The organism is Streptomyces sp. BB1-1-1, from assembly GCF_031597775.1.
Lineage (GTDB): Bacteria > Actinomycetota > Actinomycetes > Streptomycetales > Streptomycetaceae > Streptomyces > Streptomyces thinghirensis.
The window spans coordinates 8,709,607-8,734,577 of sequence record NZ_CP134203.1 but is presented as its reverse complement, the minus strand read 5'-3'; the positions used below and the strand labels follow the sequence as shown (position 1 = coordinate 8,734,577).

The 24,971-nt window shown below is 67.0% G+C and carries 21 protein-coding genes and 3 pseudogenes; 12 read left to right on the top strand and 12 right to left on the bottom strand.

The genetic code is table 11. The features are described from left to right. Positions 1-289 precede the first annotated feature (289 nt). Positions 290-3,757, top strand: coding sequence for a DNRLRE domain-containing protein (locus tag RI578_RS40220; protein WP_310869093.1), 3,468 nt, complete (start codon positions 290-292; stop codon positions 3,755-3,757). 397 nt (positions 3,758-4,154) lie between these two features. Here the strand turns inward: RI578_RS40220 and RI578_RS40215 are convergent, their stop codons facing one another. Continuing rightward, positions 4,155-5,531, bottom strand: coding sequence for a sporulation protein (locus RI578_RS40215; protein ID WP_310869094.1), 1,377 nt, complete (start codon positions 5,529-5,531; stop codon positions 4,155-4,157). A gap of 325 nt (positions 5,532-5,856) precedes the next feature. On the opposite strand from RI578_RS40215, the gene RI578_RS40210 reads away from it, so the two are divergent. The 3 genes from RI578_RS40210 to RI578_RS40200 all read left to right on the top strand — a co-directional run bounded on the left by RI578_RS40210 (position 5,857) and on the right by RI578_RS40200 (position 9,486). Further along, positions 5,857-7,623 (top strand): asparagine synthetase B, encoded by a 1,767-nt coding sequence (locus RI578_RS40210; RefSeq protein WP_310869095.1) that lies wholly within the window; start codon positions 5,857-5,859, stop codon positions 7,621-7,623. A gap of 28 nt (positions 7,624-7,651) precedes the next feature. Continuing rightward, positions 7,652-8,089, top strand: a complete 438-nt coding sequence (locus tag RI578_RS40205) for an NUDIX domain-containing protein (protein WP_310869096.1) — start codon at positions 7,652-7,654, stop codon at positions 8,087-8,089. A 71-nt stretch (positions 8,090-8,160) separates the two neighbouring features. Then, positions 8,161-9,486: a UDP-glucose/GDP-mannose dehydrogenase family protein gene (locus tag RI578_RS40200; RefSeq protein ID WP_310869097.1), complete on the top strand. Its 1,326-nt coding sequence runs from the start codon at positions 8,161-8,163 to the stop codon at positions 9,484-9,486. A 56-nt stretch (positions 9,487-9,542) separates the two neighbouring features. On the opposite strand, the gene RI578_RS40195 is transcribed toward RI578_RS40200, so the two are convergent. Next, positions 9,543-9,725, bottom strand: a complete 183-nt coding sequence (locus RI578_RS40195; RefSeq protein WP_310869098.1) for a hypothetical protein — start codon at positions 9,723-9,725, stop codon at positions 9,543-9,545. Positions 9,726-10,093: 368 nt separating this feature from the next. On the opposite strand from RI578_RS40195, the gene RI578_RS40190 reads away from it, so the two are divergent. After that, positions 10,094-10,873, top strand: coding sequence for an alpha/beta hydrolase (locus RI578_RS40190; protein ID WP_310869099.1), 780 nt, complete (start codon positions 10,094-10,096; stop codon positions 10,871-10,873). On the opposite strand, the pseudogene RI578_RS40185 reads toward RI578_RS40190, so the two are convergent. Next, positions 10,868-11,794: pseudogene (locus RI578_RS40185) on the bottom strand (IS5 family transposase). The gene RI578_RS40190 and the pseudogene RI578_RS40185 overlap by 6 nt on opposite strands. A gap of 97 nt (positions 11,795-11,891) precedes the next feature. On the opposite strand from RI578_RS40185, the gene RI578_RS40180 reads away from it, so the two are divergent. The 4 genes from RI578_RS40180 to RI578_RS40165 all read left to right on the top strand — a co-directional run bounded on the left by RI578_RS40180 (position 11,892) and on the right by RI578_RS40165 (position 15,673). Beyond that, a protein-coding gene (locus RI578_RS40180) for an IS5 family transposase (RefSeq protein WP_399062982.1) occupies positions 11,892-12,823 on the top strand; the annotation gives its coding sequence in 2 pieces (ribosomal slippage) (positions 11,892-12,270 and positions 12,270-12,823; 933 coding nt in all). Positions 12,824-12,890: 67 nt separating this feature from the next. Further along, positions 12,891-13,223: a glyoxalase superfamily protein gene (locus RI578_RS40175; RefSeq protein ID WP_310869100.1), complete on the top strand. Its 333-nt coding sequence runs from the start codon at positions 12,891-12,893 to the stop codon at positions 13,221-13,223. Positions 13,224-13,259: 36 nt separating this feature from the next. Beyond that, positions 13,260-14,393 carry an IS630 family transposase gene (locus tag RI578_RS40170; protein WP_310869101.1) on the top strand — a complete coding sequence of 378 codons (1,134 nt, stop codon included), beginning with the start codon at positions 13,260-13,262 and terminating at the stop codon, positions 14,391-14,393. Positions 14,394-14,557: 164 nt separating this feature from the next. Continuing rightward, complete coding sequence (locus RI578_RS40165; RefSeq protein WP_310869102.1) at positions 14,558-15,673, top strand: three-Cys-motif partner protein TcmP; 1,116 nt, start codon at positions 14,558-14,560, stop codon at positions 15,671-15,673. Between the two features lie 11 nt (positions 15,674-15,684). Here RI578_RS40165 and RI578_RS40160 read toward each other — a convergent pair whose 3' ends face one another. From RI578_RS40160 to RI578_RS40150, 3 genes and pseudogenes are all read right to left on the bottom strand, one after another. After that, the gene (locus RI578_RS40160; RefSeq protein WP_310869103.1) at positions 15,685-16,452 is read right to left on the bottom strand and encodes a phage Gp37/Gp68 family protein; all 768 of its coding nucleotides are present in this window, start codon (positions 16,450-16,452) and stop codon (positions 15,685-15,687) included. A 422-nt stretch (positions 16,453-16,874) separates the two neighbouring features. After that, positions 16,875-17,478: pseudogene (locus RI578_RS40155) on the bottom strand (helix-turn-helix domain-containing protein); the annotation flags it as partial. Positions 17,479-17,826: 348 nt separating this feature from the next. Further along, complete coding sequence (locus RI578_RS40150; RefSeq protein WP_310869104.1) at positions 17,827-18,837, bottom strand: LacI family DNA-binding transcriptional regulator; 1,011 nt, start codon at positions 18,835-18,837, stop codon at positions 17,827-17,829. 275 nt (positions 18,838-19,112) lie between these two features. On the opposite strand from RI578_RS40150, the gene RI578_RS42770 reads away from it, so the two are divergent. Together RI578_RS42770 and RI578_RS40145 are read left to right on the top strand one after the other, a co-directional pair. Further along, complete coding sequence (locus RI578_RS42770) at positions 19,113-19,271, top strand: adenylyltransferase/cytidyltransferase family protein (protein WP_399062979.1); 159 nt, start codon at positions 19,113-19,115, stop codon at positions 19,269-19,271. Beyond that, a complete protein-coding gene (locus RI578_RS40145) occupies positions 19,268-19,555 on the top strand; it encodes a hypothetical protein (protein ID WP_310869105.1) in 288 nt (95 codons plus the stop codon). The genes RI578_RS42770 and RI578_RS40145 overlap by 4 nt, the downstream gene beginning before the upstream one ends. On the opposite strand, the pseudogene RI578_RS40140 reads toward RI578_RS40145, so the two are convergent. The 6 genes and pseudogenes from RI578_RS40140 to RI578_RS40115 all read right to left on the bottom strand — a co-directional run bounded on the left by RI578_RS40140 (position 19,550) and on the right by RI578_RS40115 (position 23,716). After that, positions 19,550-20,328, bottom strand: a pseudogene (locus RI578_RS40140) (IS5 family transposase). The gene RI578_RS40145 and the pseudogene RI578_RS40140 overlap by 6 nt on opposite strands. A gap of 116 nt (positions 20,329-20,444) precedes the next feature. Beyond that, entirely contained in the window at positions 20,445-20,867 is a 423-nt protein-coding gene (locus RI578_RS40135) for a transposase family protein (protein ID WP_310869106.1), read from the bottom strand. Beyond that, positions 20,804-21,244: a transposase family protein gene (locus RI578_RS40130; protein WP_310875623.1), complete on the bottom strand. Its 441-nt coding sequence runs from the start codon at positions 21,242-21,244 to the stop codon at positions 20,804-20,806. The genes RI578_RS40135 and RI578_RS40130 overlap by 64 nt, the downstream gene beginning before the upstream one ends. Before the next feature lie 371 nt (positions 21,245-21,615). After that, complete coding sequence (rfbB, locus tag RI578_RS40125; protein ID WP_310869108.1) at positions 21,616-22,650, bottom strand: dTDP-glucose 4,6-dehydratase; 1,035 nt, start codon at positions 22,648-22,650, stop codon at positions 21,616-21,618. Positions 22,651-22,673: 23 nt separating this feature from the next. Continuing rightward, the gene (rfbA, locus tag RI578_RS40120) at positions 22,674-23,558 is read right to left on the bottom strand and encodes a glucose-1-phosphate thymidylyltransferase RfbA (protein WP_310869109.1); all 885 of its coding nucleotides are present in this window, start codon (positions 23,556-23,558) and stop codon (positions 22,674-22,676) included. Beyond that, positions 23,555-23,716: a hypothetical protein gene (locus RI578_RS40115; protein ID WP_310869110.1), complete on the bottom strand. Its 162-nt coding sequence runs from the start codon at positions 23,714-23,716 to the stop codon at positions 23,555-23,557. The genes rfbA and RI578_RS40115 overlap by 4 nt, the downstream gene beginning before the upstream one ends. An 859-nt stretch (positions 23,717-24,575) precedes the next feature. Here RI578_RS40115 and RI578_RS40110 point away from each other — a divergent pair. Then, positions 24,576-24,971 carry a peptidase inhibitor family I36 protein gene (locus RI578_RS40110; protein ID WP_310869111.1) on the top strand — a complete coding sequence of 132 codons (396 nt, stop codon included), beginning with the start codon at positions 24,576-24,578 and terminating at the stop codon, positions 24,969-24,971.

Sequence of the window (24,971 nt, the reverse complement as noted above, 5' to 3'; positions counted from 1 at the left end):
CCGAAATCCAGGGGGAGTTAGTGCCGATATGAGACCCGCTCTCGGCGCGGTAGACGCTCATCAACCTCAGCAGGGTGACTCCCGGAAGAACGGACATCGCCCGGCACGAGTTCCTGGCGCAAGAATCCACAGGGTGACGACAGGCGGCTCATGAGTCATCATCAGCTCGCCCCGCCATGCCCGCGCCCCCGTACGGAACGGTCCGCTTCGCCATGGCCGGCCACATCGTTCCGGAGGAGCCCGCACACGTTCATCCGTATGCCGGGCATGGGGAAAGGGACCTCTCACGATGCCAACCAGTCAGTTCCGTATGCCCGGACGCCGCACCCTGGCGTTCGCCCTCGCCACGGCAATCGCGGCGACCGGCATCGGTTACGCCGGCTACACGCGCTCCGACGGAGATCAGCAAGCTGCACCTCAGCGGACGAAGGCGGTCACCGAGTCCGCCGCCTTCGTCGAGGCCGCCCGCACGGGCAAGCAGATCGAGGTCACAGCGGACCGCACCGAGCGCTCCACCACCTGGGCCCGTCCGGACGGCCAACTCGCCACGCGGTTCCACGCCTCACCGATCCGGGTCCACAAGGACGGCGCATGGCGCGCGATCAACACCGACCTGCGGCGCACCGAGGCCGGCTGGGAGACCACAGCCACTAGCACCCGGATGGTGTTCACCGCAGGTTCAGGCAAGCAGAACGCGGAGCGGCCCTCCCGGGCCGGGGTTCAGCGTGTGTCACTGGCAAAGAATGCGTCGACCGCGGCCGGAGCGAGCGACCTCGTCACGCTCTACGTCGGTGATGCCGGCGAGTACGCCATCCAGCTCACCTGGCCGGGCCCGGTTCCAGCACCCATCATCGACGGCTCTCGCGCCCTGTACCCGGAGATCTTTCCCGGCGCCGACCTTGTCCTCACCGCGGACAACGACGGCTTCGCCCAGCTCCTCGTCCTCAAGAACCGGGCGGCCGCGGCCAACCCGCTGGCGCATCAGCTCTCGTACGGCATCACCTCCGAAGACCTGACCTTCCGCCTCGACCCGCTGTCCGGCGTCCTCACGGCCGAGACCTTCTACGGCAACGACGTGGCCAGCTCCGGCACCCCGCTGATGTGGGACTCCACCGGCCAGCCCGCCATCACCGACGGACAGGTCGGAGCCACTGACCAGCCGACCGGCTCGGAGAGCCCCGAGCCCAGCGCCTCGGCGTCCTGGATACCGGAAGAGGTGCCGGCCGAGGAGGCGACGAACGACTCCGAGTCGGACGAGCAGACCGACCGGGAATCCGAAGCCCCAAGCCTGCCCACACCCACCGACGGACCAGAGGTCACCCCCTCAGAAACCGCCCCGACCACCGCACCCGCCGAACCCACCCCCGGCCCGTCGCAGACCGGGTCAGCGGCAACGCTCTCGCTCCCACTGCTCGACGGGCCATCGCCGGACTCCCTGGGCAACACCGTGGAGTCCGACCTTTCGGGCGACAACTGGGTCATCACCCCGGACCTGGACTTCCTCAACGCTCCCGAGACCACCTACCCGGTCTTCGTCGACCCGTCCGTCACCAAGCACATGGACAACTGGACGACCGCCTACAGCCGGCACCCCAACGCCACCTTCTACAACGGCAAGGGCTTCAACAAGGGCGGCACCCACGAGGCCCGGGTCGGCTTCGAGTCCGACACCTGGGGCACTTCGCGCTCCTTCTTCAACATGAACTTCGACAAGAACCTCAAGGGCGCGAAGATCAGCAGCGCCAAGCTGCGCCTGTTGGAGACGTACTCCTGGTCCTGCAGCGCACGGTCGATGAGCGTCCACGTCACCGGAGCGATCAGCAAGAAGACCAACTGGAAGAACGCCCCAAAGCTCACCGACGGCAACAAACTGCAGACCCGCAGCTTCGCGCACGGCTACAAGTCCGGCTGCCGCGACGCCTACGAGACCTTCGACGTGAAGAAGGCCGCACAGAACTACGCCGACCTCGGCCGCTCCAAAATCACCTTCGGTCTGCGCGCCCGCGACGAGAAGTCCCGATACGCCTGGAAGAAGTTCCAGGCCAACGGCGACAACGGCCCAGCACTCGAACTCGTCTACAACCGCCGCCCTTCGTCCCCCACCAACCTCGACCTGTCCCCCGACGCCAAGTGCACCACCACCGAGCCGTACGTCCGGATGGGCGCTGGCAGCGTCACCTTCACCGCGCGGGCAAAAGACAAGGACAGCAACCTCGACTACCTGGACTTCGACCTCTGGCCCACCGGCAAGTGGGGCACCACTGGCGACGTGCTCGGCTCCACAGGCAAGGTGTCCACCGGCAGTGCCGGCGGCGACGCCCTGCGCTCCACGCCCGCCTTCTCCACCAGCAAACTGACCAACGGCACCCTGTACTCCTGGCGGGTCCGCAGCATCGACGACAAGGGCGCCACATCCGGCTACTCGCCAGCCAAAACGCCCTGCCGGTTCATCCTGGACACCAGCGCACCCAAGCGTCCCAAAGTCACCTCCACCGACTTCCCCGACGCAGACGGCTCGGAAAACGGCTTCGGCAACGACGCCGAGGACGCCAACTGGTCGAAACTGAAGTTCGGTACCGCGGGCGCTTTCACCGTCTACGCCGGCTCCACCGACACCGTCCGCTTCGAGTACTCGTTCAACGGCTCCAACTACAACTTCTCCAAGAGCCGTACCGCCGGCACCGCCGTCACCACCCCGACCACCATCACAGACGCCAAGCCCCCGACAGCCGGACCCAACGTCCTGTACATCCGTGCCGTCGACGCGGCAGGCAACGCCTCCACCCCGACCCTCTACTTCTTCTACGTCAGCCCACGTGACGAAGCCGACAACGCCGGCGACTTCACGGGCGACGACCTCGCCGACCTCATGGTCGTGACCGCCGCGGGCAATCTCGCACTCTATCCGTCCCAGGCCACCCCCGACCTCACCCGCGCCAGCGGTGACCTCGACTACTCCATGCCTGGCGCCTACCGAGCCAATCCCGCCAAGGACCCAGGCTCCGAAGACGGTCTTCCCAGCTTCGTCGCCGCACCCTCCGGTCACTTCAAGGACTCCCTGATCACACACAACGGTGACATCTACGGCGGAGACGGTCTCCAGGACCTCGTCGTCAGGGTCGGCGGAAAGCTGTGGGTCTACCCGGGCGACGGCTACGGCGCGGTGAACGTCGACAAACGAAGAGAGATAATCCTTCCGGCCGGCGCCCCGTCACCCGCGTCCATCGACCAGATCGTGGCAGCCGGTGACATCACCGGTGACGGAAGGACCGACTTCTTCGCCCGCGCCGGCACGGAACTATGGGCACTGGTCGGGTATCACGGGGCAACGATCAGCAGCGCCACCCGGCTCACCTCAACCCTCTGGGACGAGCGGGACATCGTCACCGTCGGAGACGTATCCGGCGACGGAGTCGCCGACATGATCTACCGCACCGACCCGGGCGCCTCCCTCCGTCTCCGCAAGGGCATCGCCCACGCCTCGGGCAACGGCGTCGACCTACAATCACTGGCCTCCGGGGCCAACTCCGCCGGCGGCACGGACATCGCGTACTCCGGAGGCGGCTGGTCCCGCGCCTCCATCCCTCACATTCTCGGCACCCCCGACGTCACCGGCGACTCCGTCCCCGACGTCTGGACCGTCCGCGCAGACGGCTCGGTCCGCATATACGCCGGAAAACCCGACGTACTCCCCGGCGCAGGAGCAGAAATCATCACAGCCCGCTCCTACTGGAAGGACCGCATCGCCATCGGATGACCCGCCGACGCCGAGCGCCCGGACCCCATCCTTGCAAGGGGGCCCGGGCGCGCTGCGCAGGACACAGACCGAGACCTGGGAGCAACTCAGAGCCGACCGGCAAGCGCTGCTAACGCGGACGACCGATTCGCTGCCAGTGAGGCCCTTATGTGCGATCGCCCTATGGTCTGCACGCAAAGCGCTGAGATCATGTCAACGCAGCTTCTTTCATCTGCAGTGCTGTTCGGTTCCGGAATGGGCATCATCGGACGCCCGGTGACGGCATCGCGCTACCCGATCGTTGACGGGCCCTGCTCTGCACGAGCTGGCCCGTATCTGGGCATACTGGAACATTAAGTGTCCTTCCTGCACCGCGCGCGGTGGTGCGCGCCGCTCTGCGATACCGGTATCTCCGGGTTCAGGCGGCGACGCCGAGTTCTTTCCGGGTTCGTTGGATGAACTCACGGACGGCCGGTTCCCGGCGCCACGGGACGAGGGCGGAGTTGAATTCGCGGACGTAGTCCTTGGCCCGGCTCGACTGGACGCGGGCGAGGATGTCGACGCTGCGGTTGCCGAGTTCGAGGCCGTGGTCGAGGTCGCGGGCCTGGAGGTGGGCGGTCCCGACGATGGCGAGCCGCATGCCGACGGACCGGGTGAACACGCCTGTCGGCATCGCGGCAGCCTGCTTGTTCCAGTCGAGGGCCGCTTTGGGATTTCTCAGGTCGCGGAAGACCTCGGCGGCATCCGCCGAGAGGCGGGCATGGTGATAGAAGTCGATCCACGCGGGTTCGTCTCCGCTGGCGTCCTTGACCTGTCCCAGCAGGTCCTCGGAGGCTTTCAGGGCCCGGGAGGCCGCTCGGGCATCGTTGTCCCGGGCATGGGCTCGGGCCTCGATCAGTTTGGTGAACGCGAGCACTCTCGGGACAGCCTGCCCCTTGGCCCGCTCGAAGGCGCCCTGGGCCATGTCCACGGCCTCGGACGCGAAGCCCCGCATCAGGGTCTGCATGGCCATGGTGGTCAGGACATAGCAGCCCAGCTGCACGTCACCGCCTGCGCGGGCGAGGCGGAGGGCCTGGATGAAGTACCGCTGGGCGGCATCATGCTGACCGACGTCGAATGCCGTCCACCCGGCGAGCCTGGACAGCTCGGCGGTCACCGAGAAGAGTTCACGGCCGATCTCGTCCGAGAAGGATCCCTGCAGCAGCGGGCCGGCCCGGTGGTCGAGGCAGTCGGTGACGGAGTTCGCCTTCCAGTTCCCGCCGCCGTATTTGGAGTCCCACCGGCGGGCATCGTCGGCGGCCTCGCGCAGTTCGTCGAGGTCGGCCCGGCCGACCTGCTTTCCGCCGCGATGGTCGGCGGTCTCGTCGGCGGGGGTGACGAGCCACCTGGTGACGGGGGTGGTGAAGGCGGATCCGGCCAGGAAGTCGCGGCGGTTCACGGAGCTCCAGAACGAAGTGGCGACGCGGACAGCGTCGGCGGGGTCTCGCGGGAAATCCAACCCCACATCCGCGTCGATTGTCTCCGCCTCGCCCATACCGATCTCGCCCAACGTGACCGGCCGGCCGAGCCTCTCGCCGATGGCCTGCGACAACAGCTTCGGGACCGGCCACTTCGGCGTCATCCCCCGCCTGCACCAGTTCGCCACGGAAGTATGCGAATAGTCGGTCTCTATCCCGGCGGCATGGGCGAGCTGGTTGACGCGCAGAGCCAGAGACTTGTGGCTCGCGCCGCTGGCTTCGATGAGCCGGGCCAGGTCCGCGTTGGGCGGACGGGTCCGGCGGGTAGTCGATGCCACGACCTTCTCCCTTGCCGGTGACAGGCCGGACCACGCACGACTCGAACAAGCAGTTGAGCACGTATGTCTGTACTTGATGGAGCACGGGGCCCGTACTCGACCGGGGATGAAGAGCCGTACATGTTCCGCGTGTTGGGCTACTGACGATATGCCTCCTGGCCCAGCCGCGAACCGCCTTTGCGAGTTGTGAGCCCCCCTGCGAGCCCTCCCGGCGATCTTGTCGGGCGGCTGTGATGAGAGCCCAGGCCGCCGCCGGGACCGGAACGGATCTCCTTCCGGCGGCGGCCGCCGCCAAGGCACCACCACACTCGGGGGTGAACCAGATATGTGCGGAATCGCAGGACTGGCCGGAGCCGACGCCGTCCGGCACGAGCACACGGTCGGCGCGATGGGCGCCTCGCAGGCCCACCGGGGCCCGGACGGCACCATGCACGCCGCTGCGGCCGATGGCCGGGCGGTGCTGGCCATGAACACGCTGCTGATCGTCGACCCGCAGGCGACGCCGGAGCCCTACCTCGACCGTAAGAGCGGGGTACTGCTGGCCTTCAACGGCGAGATCTACAACTACCGCCAGCAGGCGAAGGCCTGGGGCATCCATCTGGGCCCTCGGGACACAGACGCGCACTTCGTGCTGCGGGCCTGGACCAGGATCGGCCCGTCCTGCCTGGACGGGCTGGACGGCATGTTCGCCCTGGCCGTCTATGACCCGCGCGTCGGGAAACTGTTCCTGGCCCGCGACCGGCTCGGCGAGAAGCCACTCTACTGGCGGCTGGACGGCAGTCGGCTCGCGTTCGCCTCCGAGGTCACCACACTGACCGGCTACGGCTCCGCGCCGCTGGTCCTGCGGCCCGAGGTGCTGGCGATCGAGACGCCGGTCGGCGTCGACACCCCCTACCAGGGGATCCAGCTGCTGGCCCCGGCCACCCTGCTGTCCTTCGATGTCGCCACCGGCTCGCTGGACCAGCACGTCTACTGGCGCCTTGAGGACCGGCAGCCGTTCACCGGGACCTACGCCGAGGCCCTGGCGAAGTTCTCCGTTGTCCTGGCCGAGCAGGTTCCCCTGCGGGCCCCGGCCTGCGACTTCGCGCTCCTACTCTCCGGCGGGCTGGACTCGTCCGTGCTGGCCTACCTGCTGCGACCGCCGGTCTGCGTCACCGTCCGCTACCCCGGCCAGGACCGGCTGGATGAATCCGTGATCGCGGCGAGGGTCGCGGCCGACATCGGGGCCGAACTCGTGGTGGTCGAGCCGGGCCCGATCGACTTCACCAGGGCCTTGCCGCACATGATGTCCGCGCTCGACTACCCGATGGGCAACGCGTCCACGTTCTCCGAGTACATGGCCTACCGGAAGATCGCCGGCCTCGGGCTGAAGGTCGCGGCCGGCGGGCTCGGCCCGGACGAGTTCTTGATGGGCTACATCCGCCACGCCCTGGTCCTCTTCGACCCGGACGCCGTCCTGGCCGCCGGGATGGACGCCTACCGGCCGTTGGCCGCGAAACTTATGCGCACCGCCGGAGACAAGCTGGATCCGGCGGAGGCGGTGACCCGGCTCGTCCTGCGCGGCCCCGACCCCGAGGGGCGGATCCGCGACCTCATCGCCACCGCGATGGACAGGTCCGGCGGGGATCTGGCCCGTTGCCTCACCCTCGCCGACCTGGCGACGGCCTGGCGGCCGCTGGTGATGACCAGCGACAAGCTCGCCTCCGCCTACGCATTAGAGCGCCGCTCCCCCTACCTCGCCCGCGACCTGGTCGAGCTGTCCTGGCGGCTGTCAGCCGAGCACAAGATCGCCCACCCGGCCGAGGGCAAGCGCATTTTGCGGGACGCCGCGAAGGCCCTGGGTCTGCCGCGGGAGGTCTGGGGCAGCCGGGACAAGCTCGGCTTTGCTTCCCCGGCCCCCGCCTGGCTGAACGGGCCGCTGGCTGCCTGGGCCGACGCCCAGATCCACACCGCCCTGACGGAGGCCCCGGCCGCGATTCGGCCGCTGCTGGAGGGCGGCCTGAAGCCGGGCGGGCGGTTCGACCGCACCCAGATGCAGGCCCTCATGGCAGCCGTCTGGTTTTGCGGCCAGGCAGTAAGGGCTGCCGCATGACGATCCCCCACCTCACTACGGTGTCCGAATGCACCAGGACACCACTGCCGACAGCCCGGCCCCCGCCCGCGGAGCGGTCGCGATCATCGCCAACCGCCGCGGCGAGCTCCTTCTCCACCTGCGTGACGACCTGCCCGGCGTGATCGCCTGGCCGGATCACTGGAGCGTCCTGGGCGGCGGCTGCGATCCCGACGAGGACCCGGCCGCCGCGATCGTCCGCGAACTCGACGAGGAAGCCGGCCTGGCCGTCGACGACCTCACCGAGTTGTTCGAGATCCGCGACGAGCACGGATCCGGCCAGGTGATCACGTTCTTCGCCGCTTCCTGGGACGGCGACGAGACCACGCTTCCCCTCGCAGAGGGCGTCAAGCTCCAGTTCTTCGCCCCTGAACATCTCGGCATCCTCACGATCCCGCCGTTCGTCCGGGACGGGATCGACCGCTATCTGGCCACCCGGCCGACCTGATCACCCCGCCTTCACGGACGGGGTATGAGGTGGGCCGTCAGGGCGGCCCACCTCGGAAGGAACTCCCGTTCATGAAGCTCACGGTGATCGGCTGCGGCTACCTTGGCGCCACCCACGCGGCCTGCATGGCCGAGCTCGGCCATGAGGTCCTCGGCATGGACTGCGACATGGACAAAGTCGCGATACTGGGCTCCGGCAAGGCGCCGTTCCACGAGCGCGATCTCGACGAGATGCTGGCCCGCCACACCGCCAGCGGGCGTCTGAAGTTCACCGCCTCCTACGCAGAGGCCGCCGCCTTCGGCGACCTGCACTTCATCGGCGTCGGCACCCCCCAGAAGCCCGGCGAGCACGCTTACGACCTCGACCACCTCTTCTCCGCCGTCCGCCAGCTCGCACCCCGCCTGACGAAGCCGGCCGTCGTCGCGGTGAAGTCGACCGTCCCGGTCGGCACCGCCCCCCGCGTCCGCGATCTCCTCCATGAGTTCGCACCCGCCGGCGACCGGGTCGAGGTCGCCTGGAACCCGGAGTTCCTGCGTGAGTCGTTCGCCATCGAAGACACGCTCCACCCCGACCGGCTCGTCCTCGGCTTCGAGTCCGAGCAATCCTGGGCCGAAGCCGTGCTGCGGCAGTGCTTCGAGAAGACCATCGAAGCGGGAACACCGACGATCGTCACCGACTGGGCGACGGCCGAGCTGGCCAAGGCGTCCGCGAACGCTTTCCTCGCCACGAAGATCTCTTTCATCAACGCGATCGCCGAGATCTGCGAAGCCTCCGGCGCCGACGTCGGACAGCTCGCTGACATCCTCGGTCACGACGCCCGGATCGGACGCCGCGGCATGCGGCCCGGACTCGGGTTCGGCGGCGGCTGCCTCCCCAAGGACATCCGCGGCTTCATGGCCCGCGCCGGCGAACTCGGCGTCGACCAGGCTCTGACGATCCTGCGCGAGGTCGACGCGATCAACAACCGGCGCCGCGAGCGCATGGTCAACCTCGCCCGCCAGCAGCTCGACGGCACCCTCATGGGCAAGCGGATCACCGTCTGGGGCGCCGCCTTCAAGCCGAACACCGACGACATCCGTGACTCACCCGCCCTCGCGGTCGCCCAGAAGCTCCACGAGCTCGGCGCCACCGTCACCGTCACCGACCCCCGGGCCCTCGACAACGCCCGCAAGACCCACCCCGAGCTCGACTACGTCGACGACCCGATCGCCGCCGTCCAGGACGCTGATCTACTGCTGCACCTGACCGAGTGGCCGCAGTACTCCCACATCGACCCGCACCGCCTGGCCGCCCGCGCCAACGCCCCCAGGGTCGTCGACGGCCGCGGCACCCTCAACGCCGACACCTGGCGGGCGGCCGGGTGGGCCTTCCGCGCTCTGGGGCGGCCCTCCGCCTGATTGTCCTACTGGTCGGAGCGTTCGTTGCAGGAAAAGCCCGGCGGCCGCTGCCCTCGTCAGCGGTCGCCGGCGCTTCGGCGGCCTTCCCCGATCGTGCCGCCGCGTCCAGCTCGCCCCGGATGCGCCGCCTGCCGGTCCTCGGGGAACACGCCCAGCCGCAGCCTCGTCCCCCTCTGCACGTCCTCGCCCGGCACCAGCCAGGAGGCCGACGAGAGCCCGGCCGACCGCCACCTGGACACCGAGGACCTCCTCACCGTCATCCAGTACCTCCGCCCCGTCAGAACATCGAGGTCCGCGAACGCATCCTCACTCCGCTCGTACGAACTCCCCTATCTCACCTGGCAACATGCTGTCACCAGCGGAGTTCGCCATCCAGAGCGCCTCTCGGTCCGAACGCACGCCATACGACCCAGCTGTGACTTCGGTTTGCCCGGCTCTCCCGCCTTCACCGCATGCGGGGCGGCGCTCGCAGCAGCATGGCCACTGGCCAGTCCTAGCTTCTCTAGGCCGTGTCTCTTCGATCTATGGCTGTCGTCTGTGGGGTGACCGATGAGTTTCACGGGCCGCTACGGTCTATCGCGCAGTGATCATGACGAAAGGTGATGCGATGAGCTACGCAGAGGTCAACGGCCTGTCCCTGCACTTCGAGGAGCACGGCTCCGGTCAGCCCCTGATCCTGCTGCACGGCGGGCTGGGAGCGGGAGAGATGTTCGCGCCGCTGGTGCCGGCATTGTCGGAGAGCCGCAGGGTGATCCTGGTTGATCTGCAGGGTCACGGGCGCACGGCGGACATCGACCGCTCGCTGCGCCCTGAGCTGATGGCGGACGACATCGTCGCTCTGATCAAGCACCTCGGCGTCGAGCAAGCCGACCTGCTGGGCTATTCCACAGGTGCGGATGTCGCACTGCGGGTCGCGATCCAGCACCCGCATGCGGTGCGCCGGCTCGTGGTTGTCTCCACGCCCTGCCGGCGGGACGGCTGGCACCCGGAAGTCGTCGCGGCGATGGACCAGATGAGTTCCCAGGCCGCCGACACGATGAAGCAGTCCCCGATCTACGAGCTCTACTCCCGGCTCGCGCCCCGGCCCCAGGACTGGCCTGTGCTGGTCGGCAAGATGGCCGAACTCAAGCACCAGGACTACGACTGGAGCACCGAGATCCCCGCCATCACCGCGCCGACCCTGCTGGTCTTCGGTGACGCCGACGCCATCCGCCCCGCGCACATGGTGGAGTTCTTCGCCCTGCTCGGCGGCGGGCTGAGGGACGCCGGCTTCGACGGCTCGGGCCGCTCCGCCGCCCAGCTGGCCGTCCTGCCCGGCGCCAGCCACTACGACATCCTGGCCCACCCCCGCCTGGCGGCCACCGTCATGCCGTTCCTGGCGTCATGACCTGAGCCAGACGAGCAGCGCGGCGGCGGTGACGGTGCAGAGATAGACGTAACCGCGCTTGTCGTACCGGGTTGCCACGGCCCTGAGCTGCTTCAACTTGTTGATCGCCCGCCCCACCGAGTTGCGCGCTCGGTACCGGGCCTTGTCGAAGCCCGCGGGGCGCCCGCCGCGTGAACCACGCTTGCGGCGGGCGGCCTTGTGATCGATCTTCTCTGGGATCACGTGTCGGATCCCGCGACGCCGCAGATCTGCGAATCACGCCGTTGCTGTACGCCTTGTCCGCCGCCACACTGTCCGGCAGCCGCCGTGGACGCCCAGCCCCCAGCCGCGGGACCCGGATCTTGTCCATGACCGGCTCGAACTGCGTGCAGTCCGCCCGCTGCCCCGGCGTGATGACCAGTGACAACGGACGGCACTTGTCGTCGGCCGCCAAATGGACCTTGGTGGTCAGCCCGCCACGAGACCGGCCGAGAGCCTCGTCTGCCGCACCGCCTCCTCCCAGAACAGGCGTAGGCGCATGTGCGCGCGCACGTGAACTGATCTTTGTGCGGCCCCCTTTGGGACGGTGGATGGCGGGGCCTTCGGCGCCCCGGCGGCGTGCTGATGGGCCCGCACCGAGGTGGAGTCGACGTTGATGTCCCAATCGACGTCACCCTCGGCATCGGCGACGGCCTGAACATGCTGGAGCAGCTTCTCCCAGGTACCGTCGGCCGACCACATCAGATGCCGCTTGTGGACGGTCTGCCATGGGCCGAAGCGTTCAGGCAGGCTGCGCCACTGACAGCCGGTGGCGAGCCGGTGAATGATCCCGTTGATCACCTGCCGGTGGTCCCGCCACCGCCCACAGCGGTTATTGCTCCTCTGCAGCAGCGGCTCCAGCACCACCCACTCGCCGTCTGCGAGATCCCCCCTGCTGAGCATGACCACAACAACAATTCAACTGATCGAAGAGACACGGCCTAGGCGCTGTTTCTCGGATCTCCTGACTTGGGCGGGGTGTTGGGGTCAGGCTGGCTTCATGGGTCGTGGGGATCTGACGAACGCGGAATGGGCTCGGCTGGAGTCGTTCTTACCTCCTGGCGGTGCGCGGGGAGGTCGGTGGAGCGATCACCGTCGGGTGATCAACGGAGTGCTCTACCGGGTGCGGACGGGGGTGCAGTGGCGGGATCTGCCGGAACGGTTCGGGCCCTGGGAGACGGTCTATAAGCGGCATCGCCGCTGGTCAGCGGATGGAACGTGGAAGATGCTGCTGTCCCGTATCCAGGCCGCCGAAGATGCCGCGGGTGGGATCGACTGGGACGTGTCGGTGGACTCGACCGCAGTGCGGGCCCATCAGCACGCCGCCGGTGCGAGGAAGAAGCCGTCGGCCCTGGATGCTCAAAAGGGGAACGGCCGGGGGACGAACCAGGCCGATCCGGTGCTGCGGAAACTGGCCTTCCGCCTGGAGGAGGTGGTCAGATCGGCGAATGCCTGGGCCGCTCCCGCGGCGGATTCACAACCAAGATCCATCTCGCCGCCGACGGACGATGCCGGCCCCTCGCCTTCGTTCTGACGCCGGGACACTACGGTGACGGCCCTCAGCTCGAGCAGGTGCTGGAGCGGATTTCCGTACCCCGATCCGGAGTGGGACGGCCCCGCAGCCGGCCCGACCACGTGCTGGCCGACAAGGCCTACACGTCCCGAAGCAACCGGCGCTACCTGCGACGACGCGGAATCCGGCACACCATCCCCGAACGTCTCGACCAGCAAAGGCACCGGCACAACCGAGGATCTCAAGGCGGTCGGCCCATCGGATTCGACCGCGAACACTACAAGAAGCGCAACACCGTCGAACGTGCCATCAACCGACTCAAGGGCTTCCGCGCCGTCGCCACACGCTACGAGAAACGCGCCTACATCTACCTCGGCACCGTCGCCCTCGCAGCCCTCATGGTCTGGCTCCGCACATGATCCGAGAAACAGTGCCTAGTGCCGCATCAGGCAACGTTCGCCCTGGGCGGTCTGCGACGATGGCTCTATGGACGAGGAAGTCATTCCCATTCTTCGCGTCGAGGACGCTGCGGCGGCGGTCGCTTGGTACGAGCGGCTGGGCTTCGCCAAGCAGTGGGAACACCGTTTCGAACCGGGACTTCCCGCGTTCGTCGAGGTCGCCCGGGGCGGGGTGCGGTTGTTCTTGTCTGAGCACAAGGGAGATGCCCGTCCCGACACGTTGGTCTACCTCCGCGTTCATGATGTCGAGGCCATCGCCTCCGAGTTCGGTGTGCAGGCGACGGACGCTCCGTGGGCGCGTGAGATTGAGCTGCGCGACCCTGACGGCAACCGGCTTCGGATCGGCACGCCGACGGAATGACACTCGCCGGCAGCGCGCGGCAGGGAAGCTGTGCTGGTGGCTGAGCGAGTACGGGTCCGCGAGATCGATGACGACGAGGGGCAGCGCCTGCTGCGGATCATCCGTCGGGGCAGCGGGTCGGTGGTGACGTGGCGGCGGGCGCAGATGGTTCTGCTGTCCGCGCAGGGCATGCTCGTGGCGAAGATTGCCGAGGTGACGTTCACCAGCGCGGACCGGGTCCGGGATGTGATCCACAACTTCAACGCCGACGGCTTCGACTCCCTTTACCCGAAGTACAAAGGCGGTCGGCCCCGGACATTCACCCTGCCCGAGCGGCGTGAGATCAAGAAGATCGCCAAGTCCAGGCCGGCCGAGCACGGTCTGCCGTTCTCGACCTGGAGCCTGGCCAAGCTGGCCGACTTCCTGGTCGCCGAGGGGGTGGTCGACGACATCAGCCACGAGGGCCTTCGGGTCCTGCTCCGCGAGGAGGGCGTGTCGTTTCAACGCATAAAGACCTGGAAGACCTCCCGCGATCCCGATTACGCCGCCAAGAAGGCCCGCGTCGAGCACCTCTACTCGATCGCCGACGGTGAGGTCATACCCGAGGACGGCGAACCCGAAGTCGTCTTATGCCTGGACGAGTTCGGCCCGCTCAACCTTCAGCCCCACCCCGGCCGGCAGTGGGCCGAGCGCGGAGGACGGCACAAGGACCCCGGCCGGGAGCCGAGGCCCCGCAGGCGGGCGACCTACACCCGTCCGCACGGGGTCAGGCACCTGTTCGCCGCCTACGACCTCGGCAAGGACAAGCTCTACGGCCACATCAAGCCGACGAAGAACCGGACGAGGTTCCTGGAGTTCTGCCGCTACCTGCGCAGCCTCTACTCGCCGGAGATCCGCGTCGCGATCGTGCTCGACAACTTCTCCCCGCACCTGACCACGAAGAAGGACAGCCGGGTCGGCGACTGGGCCGCGGCCAACAACGTCGAGTTCGCCTACACGCCCACGAACAGCTCGTGGCTGAACCGCATCGAGGCCCAATTCACCGCCCTGCGCTACTTCACTCTCGACGGCACCGACCACGCCAGCCACAAGGAGCAGGGCAGCATGATCCGCCGCTACATCATCTGGCGAAACCGTCATGCCGACGACCAACGGCTACGGGCCGTGGTCGACAGGGCGAACGTTGCCTGATGCGGCACTAGTCCGGCGCCTCCCGCATGAGTGCGGTGAACGGAGATGCCGAACGGTGCTTCCCGCGTGGCCAGGTTTCACCAGACGGGCCCGAACGCCCTCTGGTGCCTGACGGGCACTCAGCGGACAATCAGTGCCACATTCTGTTGTCCGAGGGGGCCGGCATGGGTGTTCTGTGGCCGTTGGAGCCTGCTACGGCAGCCAAGCACCGCCTATACCAGCGGTACCTGGATGCTTGGTGGCCGATCCTGCTGCAGACCTCCCAGCGCACCGGCTACAGCAGGCCGCGGGTGACACTGCTGGACGCGTTCGCTGGCCCGGGCCGCTACGAGGGCGGCGAACCGGGGTCACCGGTGTTCATCCTGGACCGGCTTCTGCACCACACCGCCGTCGACCGGATGAACCTCAGCCCGCGACGGGTGCACCTGGTCTTCATCGAGAAGGACCGGGCCCGCCACGAACATCTCCTGGCCGAGCTGACGGACCGCTTTGGAAAGCTTGCCGACCTGCCGGTGCGAGTGGAGGTCCGGCGCGGCGAGGCGGGCCGGGACAGCCTGCCGGTGCTGACCGAACTGGGTGCCTGGGGCAATCCGATCCTCGGCATCTTCGACAGCTGGGGCAGCGTGAACGTGCCGCTGGAGGTGACCCGCCGGATCGCCCACAACCGCTCCAGCGAGGTCATCACCACGTTCGGGCCCAACTGGTTCAGCCGCCGCGAAGAGTTGAACGCCGACATCCTTGACGAGGTCTTCGGAGGCCGCGGTCACTGGACGCCGGCCGCGGACGAGGCACGGCCCGATGAGCGGTGGCGTGCGTGGCTGGGCACCTACCGCAGTGCGCTGCGCCGGGCCGGGTTCGGCTATCAGCTGCAGTTCAGGCTCGTGCCCCGTACCGGTCAGCCCCTGTACCTGGTCTTCGGCACCGGCAGCGACACGGGACTGAAGGCAATGAAAGAGGCGATGTGGAAGGTCGACGACCGTGACGGCGAGAGTTTCCAGGACCCCCGCACCCGCGGCGCCACGCCAGCCGGGCAGCTCGATCTCTTCCAGGCCTTCGACGCCTGTGACCCGGAACTGATCGAACTGGTCTCCCAGCGCCTCGGGGCCGGCATGGCCACGGTGGAGACTGTCGGCCAGTGGCTGCTGACCGAGACCGCCCGCTGGATGCCCACGCACGCACTGAAGGCGGTGCGGCAGATGCGGCAGGACGGCTCCATCGTGGTCCAGTCGTCGGGCAAGCTGACCAGCAAGAGCTGGATCGACCTGCCCGACGCGGCTTGACACGGCCCCGGTCAGACCGGGGTGCTGTCCCTGAGCTGCGGGTACTCCCGGACCTGCAGGGCAGCGGGAAATCGAGCGATGTCCTTGTGGTGCGTCTTGTCCCAGCAGGATCCGAGTTGTTTGACGAACGGCGCCGTACCGAAGCGCCGGCACCTGTCGACAATGCCAGCGGCCCACTCCTCACGCATCGGCCGGGCGCCCGGCCCGGACTCCCCGCCGACAATCGCCCAGTCAATGCCAGTCAGATCCAGGCTCGCGAGCGGCCCGAGCAGCGGCTCGCACGACAGGAACCGCACAACTGCAGGAACGAGCCTCAGGTCGTCCACGCGCGGCAGCTCTCTGGCAGTCTCCACCGACACACCCATCCACAGGTTGGCCGGCCACTCAAGACGGTCGGCGACCAACCGCAGCCGCCGCGCCCGCTTGGTCAGCACCTGATACGTGTGCTGCGGAGTGTCCGCGATCACCTCGAAGACCCGCCGCACGTAGTCCAGCGGGACTCGCGCGTGGAACAGGTCGCTCATGGAGTTCACGAACACGGTCCGCGGACTCTTCCACCCGTACGGCACGGCAAGCGCATCCGGGTGCAGCGTCAGCCCGAAGCCGGGGCCAGAGGTACGCGGGTCGCCGTCGTTCTGGTACTTCGCCGACCCCATCGCCTTGAGCCTCTTCGCCAGCGTGAGTGCATAGCAGTGATCGCAGCCAGAAGACACCCGGTCGCAACCGGTCGTCGGGTTCCACGTCGCCTCGGTCCACTCGATGGAGCTGCGGTCGCTCACCGGTCCCCTCCCACCCTCATGTCTCCGACATCACTGCACTGGCCGACGGCCACCGTGCGCTGCCTAACGATGCCTCCCCGGCCGGAGTCGCGGGACACTTACGCCGGTATCCGACCGCATCCGACCCCACACTTCCACATTCGAACCTCAGTCTGAATATCGCTGCGGTGACATTCCAGCGCTCAAGTCGGCTGCCCCAGCTCGGCTGTAGTCCGTCCGGCCTGTTCCCGGCGCACACGGCGCAGGGCAGCGATACGAGTGGCCTCAAGTTCGTACGCGACCCGGGCACGGTCAGGATGCGCGAAGGGCGCCCGTGCCGTCACCGGCGTTCGCTGTTTTCTCCGGACAACGGCGAGGACGCCACGGAAGCGGAGAGCGCGAAGAGCCAGCGGGAGCACACCTGCAGGTCAGTCGGTGACCTGCTCGGCGTAGGCGACGCGGGAGTGGTCGTCGACGACGGTGTGGACGAAGGCGGTTCCCAGCAGCGGTCCGCGGTACTTGTTGCGGGGCCTGTCGGGTGTTGCGGCACGGTTTCTGCGGCCCTGGACGCGTCCGACGTAGCGCCATCCGCCGCCGTCAGGGACGTTGCCGAGTTTCTTGACGTCGGTGTGGAGCATGGCGCCGGGGTGGGGGGTGTTCGTAGCGGCGGACCGGCTCCCCGGTGGCGCGGTCGATGTGGGAGAGGCGGTTGATCCGGCAGCGGGTCAGGACGGCGTGGACGGTCGAGGCGGGCATGCCCAGCCGTCCGGCGATCTGGACCGGTCCCAGTCGCTGCTTCCAGCGCAGGTGCACGATCTTGCGGATTTGTGGCTGAGTGGTCCGGGCCGGGCTTCGGTGAGGCCGTGAGGACCGGTCGGCCATCGCGGCCGGCCCGGATTGGGCGTACCGGTCGGCCCATCGCCTGGCGGTGGGCCAGGACACGGTGTAGCGCTCGGCCGCACGGGCGACCGGCCATCCCTCATCCACGATCAGACGCGCCAGGCGAAGTCGGGCACGGGGCGTCAGAGCGGCGTTAGCGTGAGACACGAAGGCCTCCTGGTTGGCGGAGCGGTTCCTCGACAGCTCCACTCCACAACCGGAGGCCTTCGTCGTCCTACAGATTCAGACCGTGTCGTCGCACAAACTCGACCAACCTGGCTGGGCAGTACATCTAGGACGCCAGCGCCTGGCAGTACCGCATCACCCAGACCGGACAGTCCTATCTAGACGCGCACTCCCGCCGAACACAGGGCGAGGCCAACTGACGACAACCTACCGACAGGGCCCAGCGCCTGACAGATGCACGGCCATTGAACCGAACCGCACACTCTCGCGCTGGAAGAACAGGCCACGACCAGGCTGAACACGCCTCACCCACTATCACGCACCAACTCGTTAGGAGGACTGTCGGATGACCAGTGCGGGATTCAGAACCAGCTTGGTTTCCGCCACGGGCTCGTTGTTGAGCCGGGCGATCATCAGGCGGGCCATCTCCCGACCCATCTCTTCCAGGGGCTGACGAACGGATGTCAGTGGCGGGTCGGTATCGGCGGCGACGGGCGAGTCATCGAACCCGACCACGGCCACGTCCTCGGGTACCCGGCGCCCCGCTTGCCGCAGGACGTGCAGTGCTCCGGTGGCCATGCTGTCGGATGCGGCGAACACAGCGTCCAATTCTGGTGATTGATCCAATAGTTGTCGCATCGCTGCGACACCCGAAGCATGCGTGAAACTGCCGTGCGCCTGTGCCAGAGGGCACAAGCCGCTTTCCAAAAGCACGTCGTGGAAACCAGCACAGCGGTCCATGCCGGCCTGGATGTCCTGGGGTCCAGTGATGGTCGTGATCCGGCGCCGGCCCCGCTCGACGAGATGTTGGGTAGCCAACCGGGCGCCTGCAATGTTGTCTACGTCGACGGACCAGTCCGGGATGTAGCCGGTAGGCCGGCCCACCAGCACAGTGGGCGTCCCGGACTGCTCGACGTCAGCTGGCAACGGGTCGTCGCCGCGGAATGAACTGAGCAGGGCCCCGTCGACGTGTCGGGCCTTGAGGAAGGTGGCCAGCCGGTCTCGGTCCTGCTGGGACTCGGCGATGGCCAGCAGTAACTGGATCCCCTCGTCCGCGAGACCCGCAGTTGCACCCCGCACGATGGCTGAGAAGTAGGGCTCTTCCCAGAAGACCCGCTCCTGCTCGACGGCGACGACGAAGGCGACGGTGTCAGTGCGCCGGCGCACCAGGGCGCGGGCCGCCGAATTCGGAACATAGCCCAGTTCGCGGACAGCCCGGAGTACGGCCTCACGCGAGGCGGTACTGACCCGCTCGGAACCGTTGATGACGCGCGAGACCGTGCTCCGGCCCACCCTGGCGCGCGCCGCGACCGCCTCGAGCGTCGCCCGTCGTCCCTCCACTGCCCCACTCCCTCGTCATCTCGAACGGCACGGACCGCTATGGCGCCGTCCGCGCCGACTGATCGCCGCAAGAGGCCGTGGTTCAGGTTATCCGGTGGGTTCTTCGGCGCCCGGCCGGACCGGCAAGCCGGTGCGCAGAGGCATACCTTAAAAGCTCGTAACAGGATCTCTAGTGAGCCTTCCCTAGCCGCTTGGGCGTCGACCGCGAACGGTTGACGGAGCCGGGCGATTAGCCCAGTCCTGGTCGACTCGGCACCAGCGAGACGGCAACAGGCATGGCTGAGCACGGGAACGTATACGTCGGCATGGTCGGGGACCTGTTCCACCCGGGACACGTCGCGCTGCTCAGGGCTGCGCGAGCTTCCGGGGAGCGGCTGATCGCCGGGGTGCTCTCTGACAAGGTCGTGGCCAGGTACAATCGCAAGCCATCATGACGCTCGCGGAGCGGGTCGCGGTGATTGAGGCATGCCGGTACGTCGACGTGGTACTCGCGAACGCGCCCTACCGTGTCACGAACGGGTTCCTGGACCTGCACGGCATCGACGTGGTCGTACACGAGGACGACCTCACGGCGGAGGCGCTCAAAGAAGTCTTCGGCCCAGTGGCCGATGCAGGGAAGCTACGCCTTGTGCGGTACACAGCCGGCGTCTCCACGACCGAGCTCATCCGACGGTGTCGCACGGCGGCCCCTTCGTCAGGGGGCACGGCGACGTCATAGGCGCGTAACACGGTCTCGGGGTCCGGCCTTCTTGAGTCGCCTCCAGCAAATCAGACTGCAGGCCAAGGAGAGAAAGGCGTCGTGGAGTTCAAGGCGGCGCTCCCATCGGACGGCGAGGCGTTTGAACTGGTGGAGCAAGGCCAAGCTTTGCTCGACGACGTAGCGGCATTTGCCCAGGCCCTTGATGTCCGGAGCCCCCTGCGGGAGATCACCGGCATGATCCGGCGTTTGCGCAGTTCGCGCTGGACGGCCCCCTTGTCGCCCAAGACGGAGCCGGGACGCCGGCGCGGTCGGCCGGGCCGCCCGGCAACGGGCGGGATACCTCGACGGCAGCGGTCGTGATGACGCGCAGCGGGGTGCCCTTGCCGTCACAGATCAGATCGTTCCTGCTGCCCGACTTCCGCCGGTCGACCGGCGACGGACCGGTCGCAGCACCCCCATTTGCGCGCGGACGTGGGAGCCGTCCACGCACGCGCGGGACCAGTCGAGCTCGCCAGCCGCGTTCAACTCGGCGAGCAGCACGCGGTGCAGTTGCTCGAAGACGCCGACTCTCTGCCAGCGGTCCAGGCGCCGCCAGCACGTCCGTCCGGAGCCGAATACCAGCTCCATAGGCAAAGGAATTGCCAGACAATGTCCTGGTGCAAGACATACAGGATGCCCTGCAAACACAGTCGGTCATCCACCGGATTCGGCGCAGGCGACCGTTCCGGCCAGGGCGGGAGCAACGGTTCGATCTGCGCCCACAAGCCGTCGTCCACGACCCACGGCCGAATCGTTACACGACACGAACGGCCGGTTCATCACCTCGGTCATGCCCGACCAGGACAAGTCGGGCCGGACAAGTTACCTAACGAGCTCGTGCACCGTAAGCGGTGAGACGTCGAGGACCTCAGCGGTACTTGGTGATCACACCTGCCGTGCCGGGATCAGGTCCGCGGTCTGCTGATGGGACAACAGACCTGCGACGGCTTTTCACGGTGTCGCTGATGTGCTCGCGGCGGCCGAGGTGGCGGGCCAGCGCCCGCCAGTTCTTCAGGTGCGCAATGCCGTGCTCCACGCGGATGCGCCGCGAGGAGTGCGCTTTGCGCTGGCGCTCGTGCATCTCCTCGTACCAGTCCGGAGCCTTCTTCTTGAACTTGCGGTGCGGCGGTGTCACTACGCGCCCACCGGTCTGGGCTCCCAGGCCCTGGTAGCCGGCATCCGCGAGGATCTCGGCTGCCGGGCCGCCCTCCAGGAGCCTGACCAGCCCTAACTGGCGGGCATGGGTGATGTCCGCGCAGCTGCCGTACTGAGTCGGGCTGCAGAAGAGCATCCGGCCGTCGCCATCGTGACGACCATGGTCTTGACCGCGTTCTGCTTGCTCTTGCCGGAGATGAACTTGTCCCGGTCTTTGCGTCCGGCAGCCGGGCGCCTGACCCGGATCTCGGTGCCGTCGATGATGCCGGTCTTCCCGCTGGCGCCGATATGGTCGATGACCTCGGCGAGGGTCCGCAGCCGCACTCCGGTGCTGATGGTGCAGCCTCGCTCGGCGAGCAGGGGTCGCACCTCGCCGATAGCCCGGGTGATGGTGGAGCGGTCGACGCCGAACCAGCTGGCCAGCACGTCATGCGTGGCGGCGTGACGGAGATGCACGAGCGTGGCCAGGAGACGGTCGACGAACACCAGCTGGTGCTTCGCGCCGGCGCCCACTGCCCGCTTCCGTGGCCGGGACGCGAGCTTGGCCTGGTGCCGCTCGTGCCACAACGGACCTACCTCAGCAACGAGTTCAGCAATCACAGCAGCCGAGAGGCCCGTGATCCTCCGGTTGCTGATGATCGCTGCACGAGACGCATTCCCCACCACATGACCATGATCGACCATCAGGAGCTCGACGTCTCACCGCTTACGGTGCACGAGCTCGTTAGGACGACGCTGCGGCTTTCGGACGCTTTCGAAAGCTGGCAACGGGGGGCGCACTGGCGGCGAAAGCCGTGTGAAGCCATCGTGGAGATGGCCGGTCTCTCAAGCCGGAATTATGTTGACAATCGAGGAGGTCACCGACACCGCTGCTGGGCGCACGTTCACGGAGGGGGCAGGGGCTCTTGAGCCTCTCGAAGCCGGGCGACTCCTTGGTAGGTGTCCACAGCGCGTAGCGGTTTCCACCACTCCGGATGACGCGTGTACCAGGCGACGGTTCGTGCCAGGCCGTCCTCGAAAGGCACGGCAGGTCGATACCCCAGCTCCCCAGAGATTCTGTCGGTCGTCAGGGCATAGCGCAGGTCGTGGCCCTTTCTGTCGGGTACGTTGTCAACCCGGGACCAGTCCGCGCCGAACAGCGCAAGGATATGCTGGGTGAGGTCCCGGTTGGTCAGCTCAGTCCCGCCCCCGATGTTGTACACCTGCCCCGGCCGACCATCCGCCGCCACGAGGGCCACACCCTGACAGTGGTCGTTGACGTGCAGCCAATCCCGGACGTGCGAGCCGTCTCCGTACAGCGGGACCCGATGCCCCTGGAGCAGTTGTGTCACGAAGCGGGGGATGACCTTCTCCGGGTGCTGGTAGGAGCCGTAGGTGTTGGAGCAGCGGGTGACGCAGACAGGCAGGCCGTGGGTCCGGTAATAGGCGAGAGCGAGAAGGTCGGAGGAGGCTTTGGAGGCGGAATAAGGGGAGTTGGGGGCCAGCGGAGCGCGCTCGTCCCAGCGGCCGGTCCCCCCGATCGATCCGTAGACCTCATCGGTGGATATGCACACGAAACGGGTCAACTGCGCTTTCAGTGCCGCTTCGAGTAGGCGGTGGGTACCGATGACATTGGTGCGCACGAACACGTCCGCTGCGGCGATCGACCGATCGACGTGCGACTCAGCTGCGAAGTGAACCACGAGGTCACTGTCGGCCAGCAGGCGATCTACCAGAGGGCCGTCACAGATGTCGCCCTTCTCAATGGTCAGCAGCGGATGATCGGTCACGTCACTGAGGTTGGTGCCGCTGCCCGCATAGGTGAACTTGTCGAGCACGGTGACACGAGCGGCGCGGAAAGCAGGGTACGCGCCGCCGAGCACGTGCTTGACGAAGTGCGAGCCGATGAAGCCGGCTCCTCCGGTGACGACGATGTGCACGAATCGCCCTTCTCATCCGATTATCAATCGCTAGATGTTCGCTCTTCATTCATGATGTCGTGGAGGTAGCGGCCGTAACTGGTATGTCTCAAGCGGGAGGCCAACTCCTGGCACTGCTCCGCGGTGATGAAGCCCATCCGGTAGGCAATCTCTTCGAGGCAGGCAATCCGCACACCCTGCCGCTGCTCCTCTACTTGTACGTAGTGCGCGGCCTGGAGCAGAGAGTCGTGTGTGCCAGTGTCCAGCCAGGCGAACCCGCGCCCCAAATTGACCAGTTGCGCTCTGCCCTGGTCGAGGTAGGCGCGGTTGACGTCGCTGATCTCCAGCTCGCCGCGTGCCGAGGGACGCAAGTTCTTGGCAATGTCGATGACGTCATTGGTATATGCGTACAGCCCCGTGAGTGCAAGGTTGGACCGTGGCTGGGCGGGTTTCTCTTCGATGGAGAGCAGGCGCCCGTCCGCTGCGACCTCCCCCACTCCGTACCGCTGGGGGTCGCTGACGGAGCATCCGAAGAGAAGGGCTCCATCGACGTGCGGCAGCCGGCTCCGGAGCAGTCGGGAGAAGCCGGGGCCATGGAAGACATTGTCGCCAAGAACCAGCGTTACGGGGTCAGTGCCGATGTGATCAGCGCCAATCACCAGGGCTTGCGCGATGCCGTCAGGCTGGGGTTGTTCTGCATAGGAGAGGGACAGACCGAGTCTGCGACCGTCGCCCAACAGCTCATGGAACATGGGCAGTTGCTCCGGCGAGGAAATTACCAGGATGTCGCGGATGCCGCCCAGCATCAGCACCGACAGTGGGTAGTAGACCATCGGCTTGTTGTAGACCGGCAGGAGCTGCTTGGAGATGGCGTGCGTGAGTGGGTACAGCCGGGTACCACTTCCGCCGGCCAGGACTATTCCCTTCATGGCATCGGCTTCGGCAACAGCTCCTCGATCCGCGGGACGGCTTCGCCAGGCAGCCCCGCCGCTCCCTCGAGGAGCCGCCGGTCGAGGGCTAGGGAACCGGAATGGCCGGAGTCGTCAATAGGGTCGAAGGTGTCACGCAGCTCGGTGAAAACTTTCATGACCTTCCTGCATCCGTCCGTCGGGTGACCGCCGCGGGACACTAGTGAGTCGCTACGGATACTCCCTTTCAGGGAATGCGGAAGCCCCGCTACAGGGTCCCGCCACGCAACAGAACAGCCCTCAGAAAATATCGCAGGTGCAACAAAGGAGTAGGCACGCTCTGCACATGGACACGGTCAAGCTCTTCATCGCCGAAGAGTTCGTACAGCAGTTTCCCTTGGAGGGCCACATCACACGTGGTGAGATCGAGAAAGTCTCTTCTCTTGATGATTCGCCATGCCTAAGAACGTAGATGTCGCAACAAAAATTCACAACAACTTTCACGCCACCTTCGCCGTGCCCGATTCAGGACTCTATGGTGCGGTTTGACGGTTTCTCGTCAGGCGCCCTGTGGGCACTCGGTCGGAGATCATCAAGGAAGTTGCGTAAAACGTTGCAGCTCAGCGCTGTGACGCCAGCATGCGCAGCCCCATCGGCGTGCAAGCGACAGCGCCGGTAAAGATGACCGAGGAGTGCTGCGGGATCGCTCCTCGGTCACAGTTTTTGAACACTTGCGAACACCTGCAAGCACCTCGGACGTACTGACGTCGTATTGGTCTGCGGGTCTCGAGATCTGCTTCATTCCGTTCAGGGGGCACTGTTGACATGAGGAAATCGGCGCGCTTCACTTCCGTGAGGTGGCAAGGAGGGCGCCCGCCCCTTCTGCTGACGGGCCACGGGCTCACGGCCGGTCTCAATCCCGGATTCGCCGGCTCGAATTATCCGGCCGTCATCGAGCACGCCGCTCCATTACGAAACGGCGCGTCGCGCTTTCGTGCCACCTCACTCGAAGCCAACGGGCGAGGGGGAATCATCAGCATGTTCTCAAGCAGCACGGGTAACGGGGCACGGTTAGCTCGTACCCTGGTCGGCTCCACCACTTTGGCCGGCCTCCTCTGGGCCGCGCCCGGACTGGCGCATGCCAGCGCCGAGGAGGATCCCGGGACGGCGTGTCCCTTCAATCGCACACTGTGCCTGTTCGAAGGCGCTGACTACTCAGGCGAGCGCTTCACGGTGCAGTCCCTCGACCCCTCCGCGAGCGTCTGCGTCGACCTTGTGGAGCATGGGTGGGGCAACAGAGCCCGATCGGCCGTGAACACGGCGGCGCGAACCGCCGCGCTCTTCCCCAATCCTGACTGCACCGGCAGAGCGGTGGGCGTCACCGATGCAACGCCCTCGCTGCCCTTCCAGCCACAGAGTGTGCAGGTCTACTGA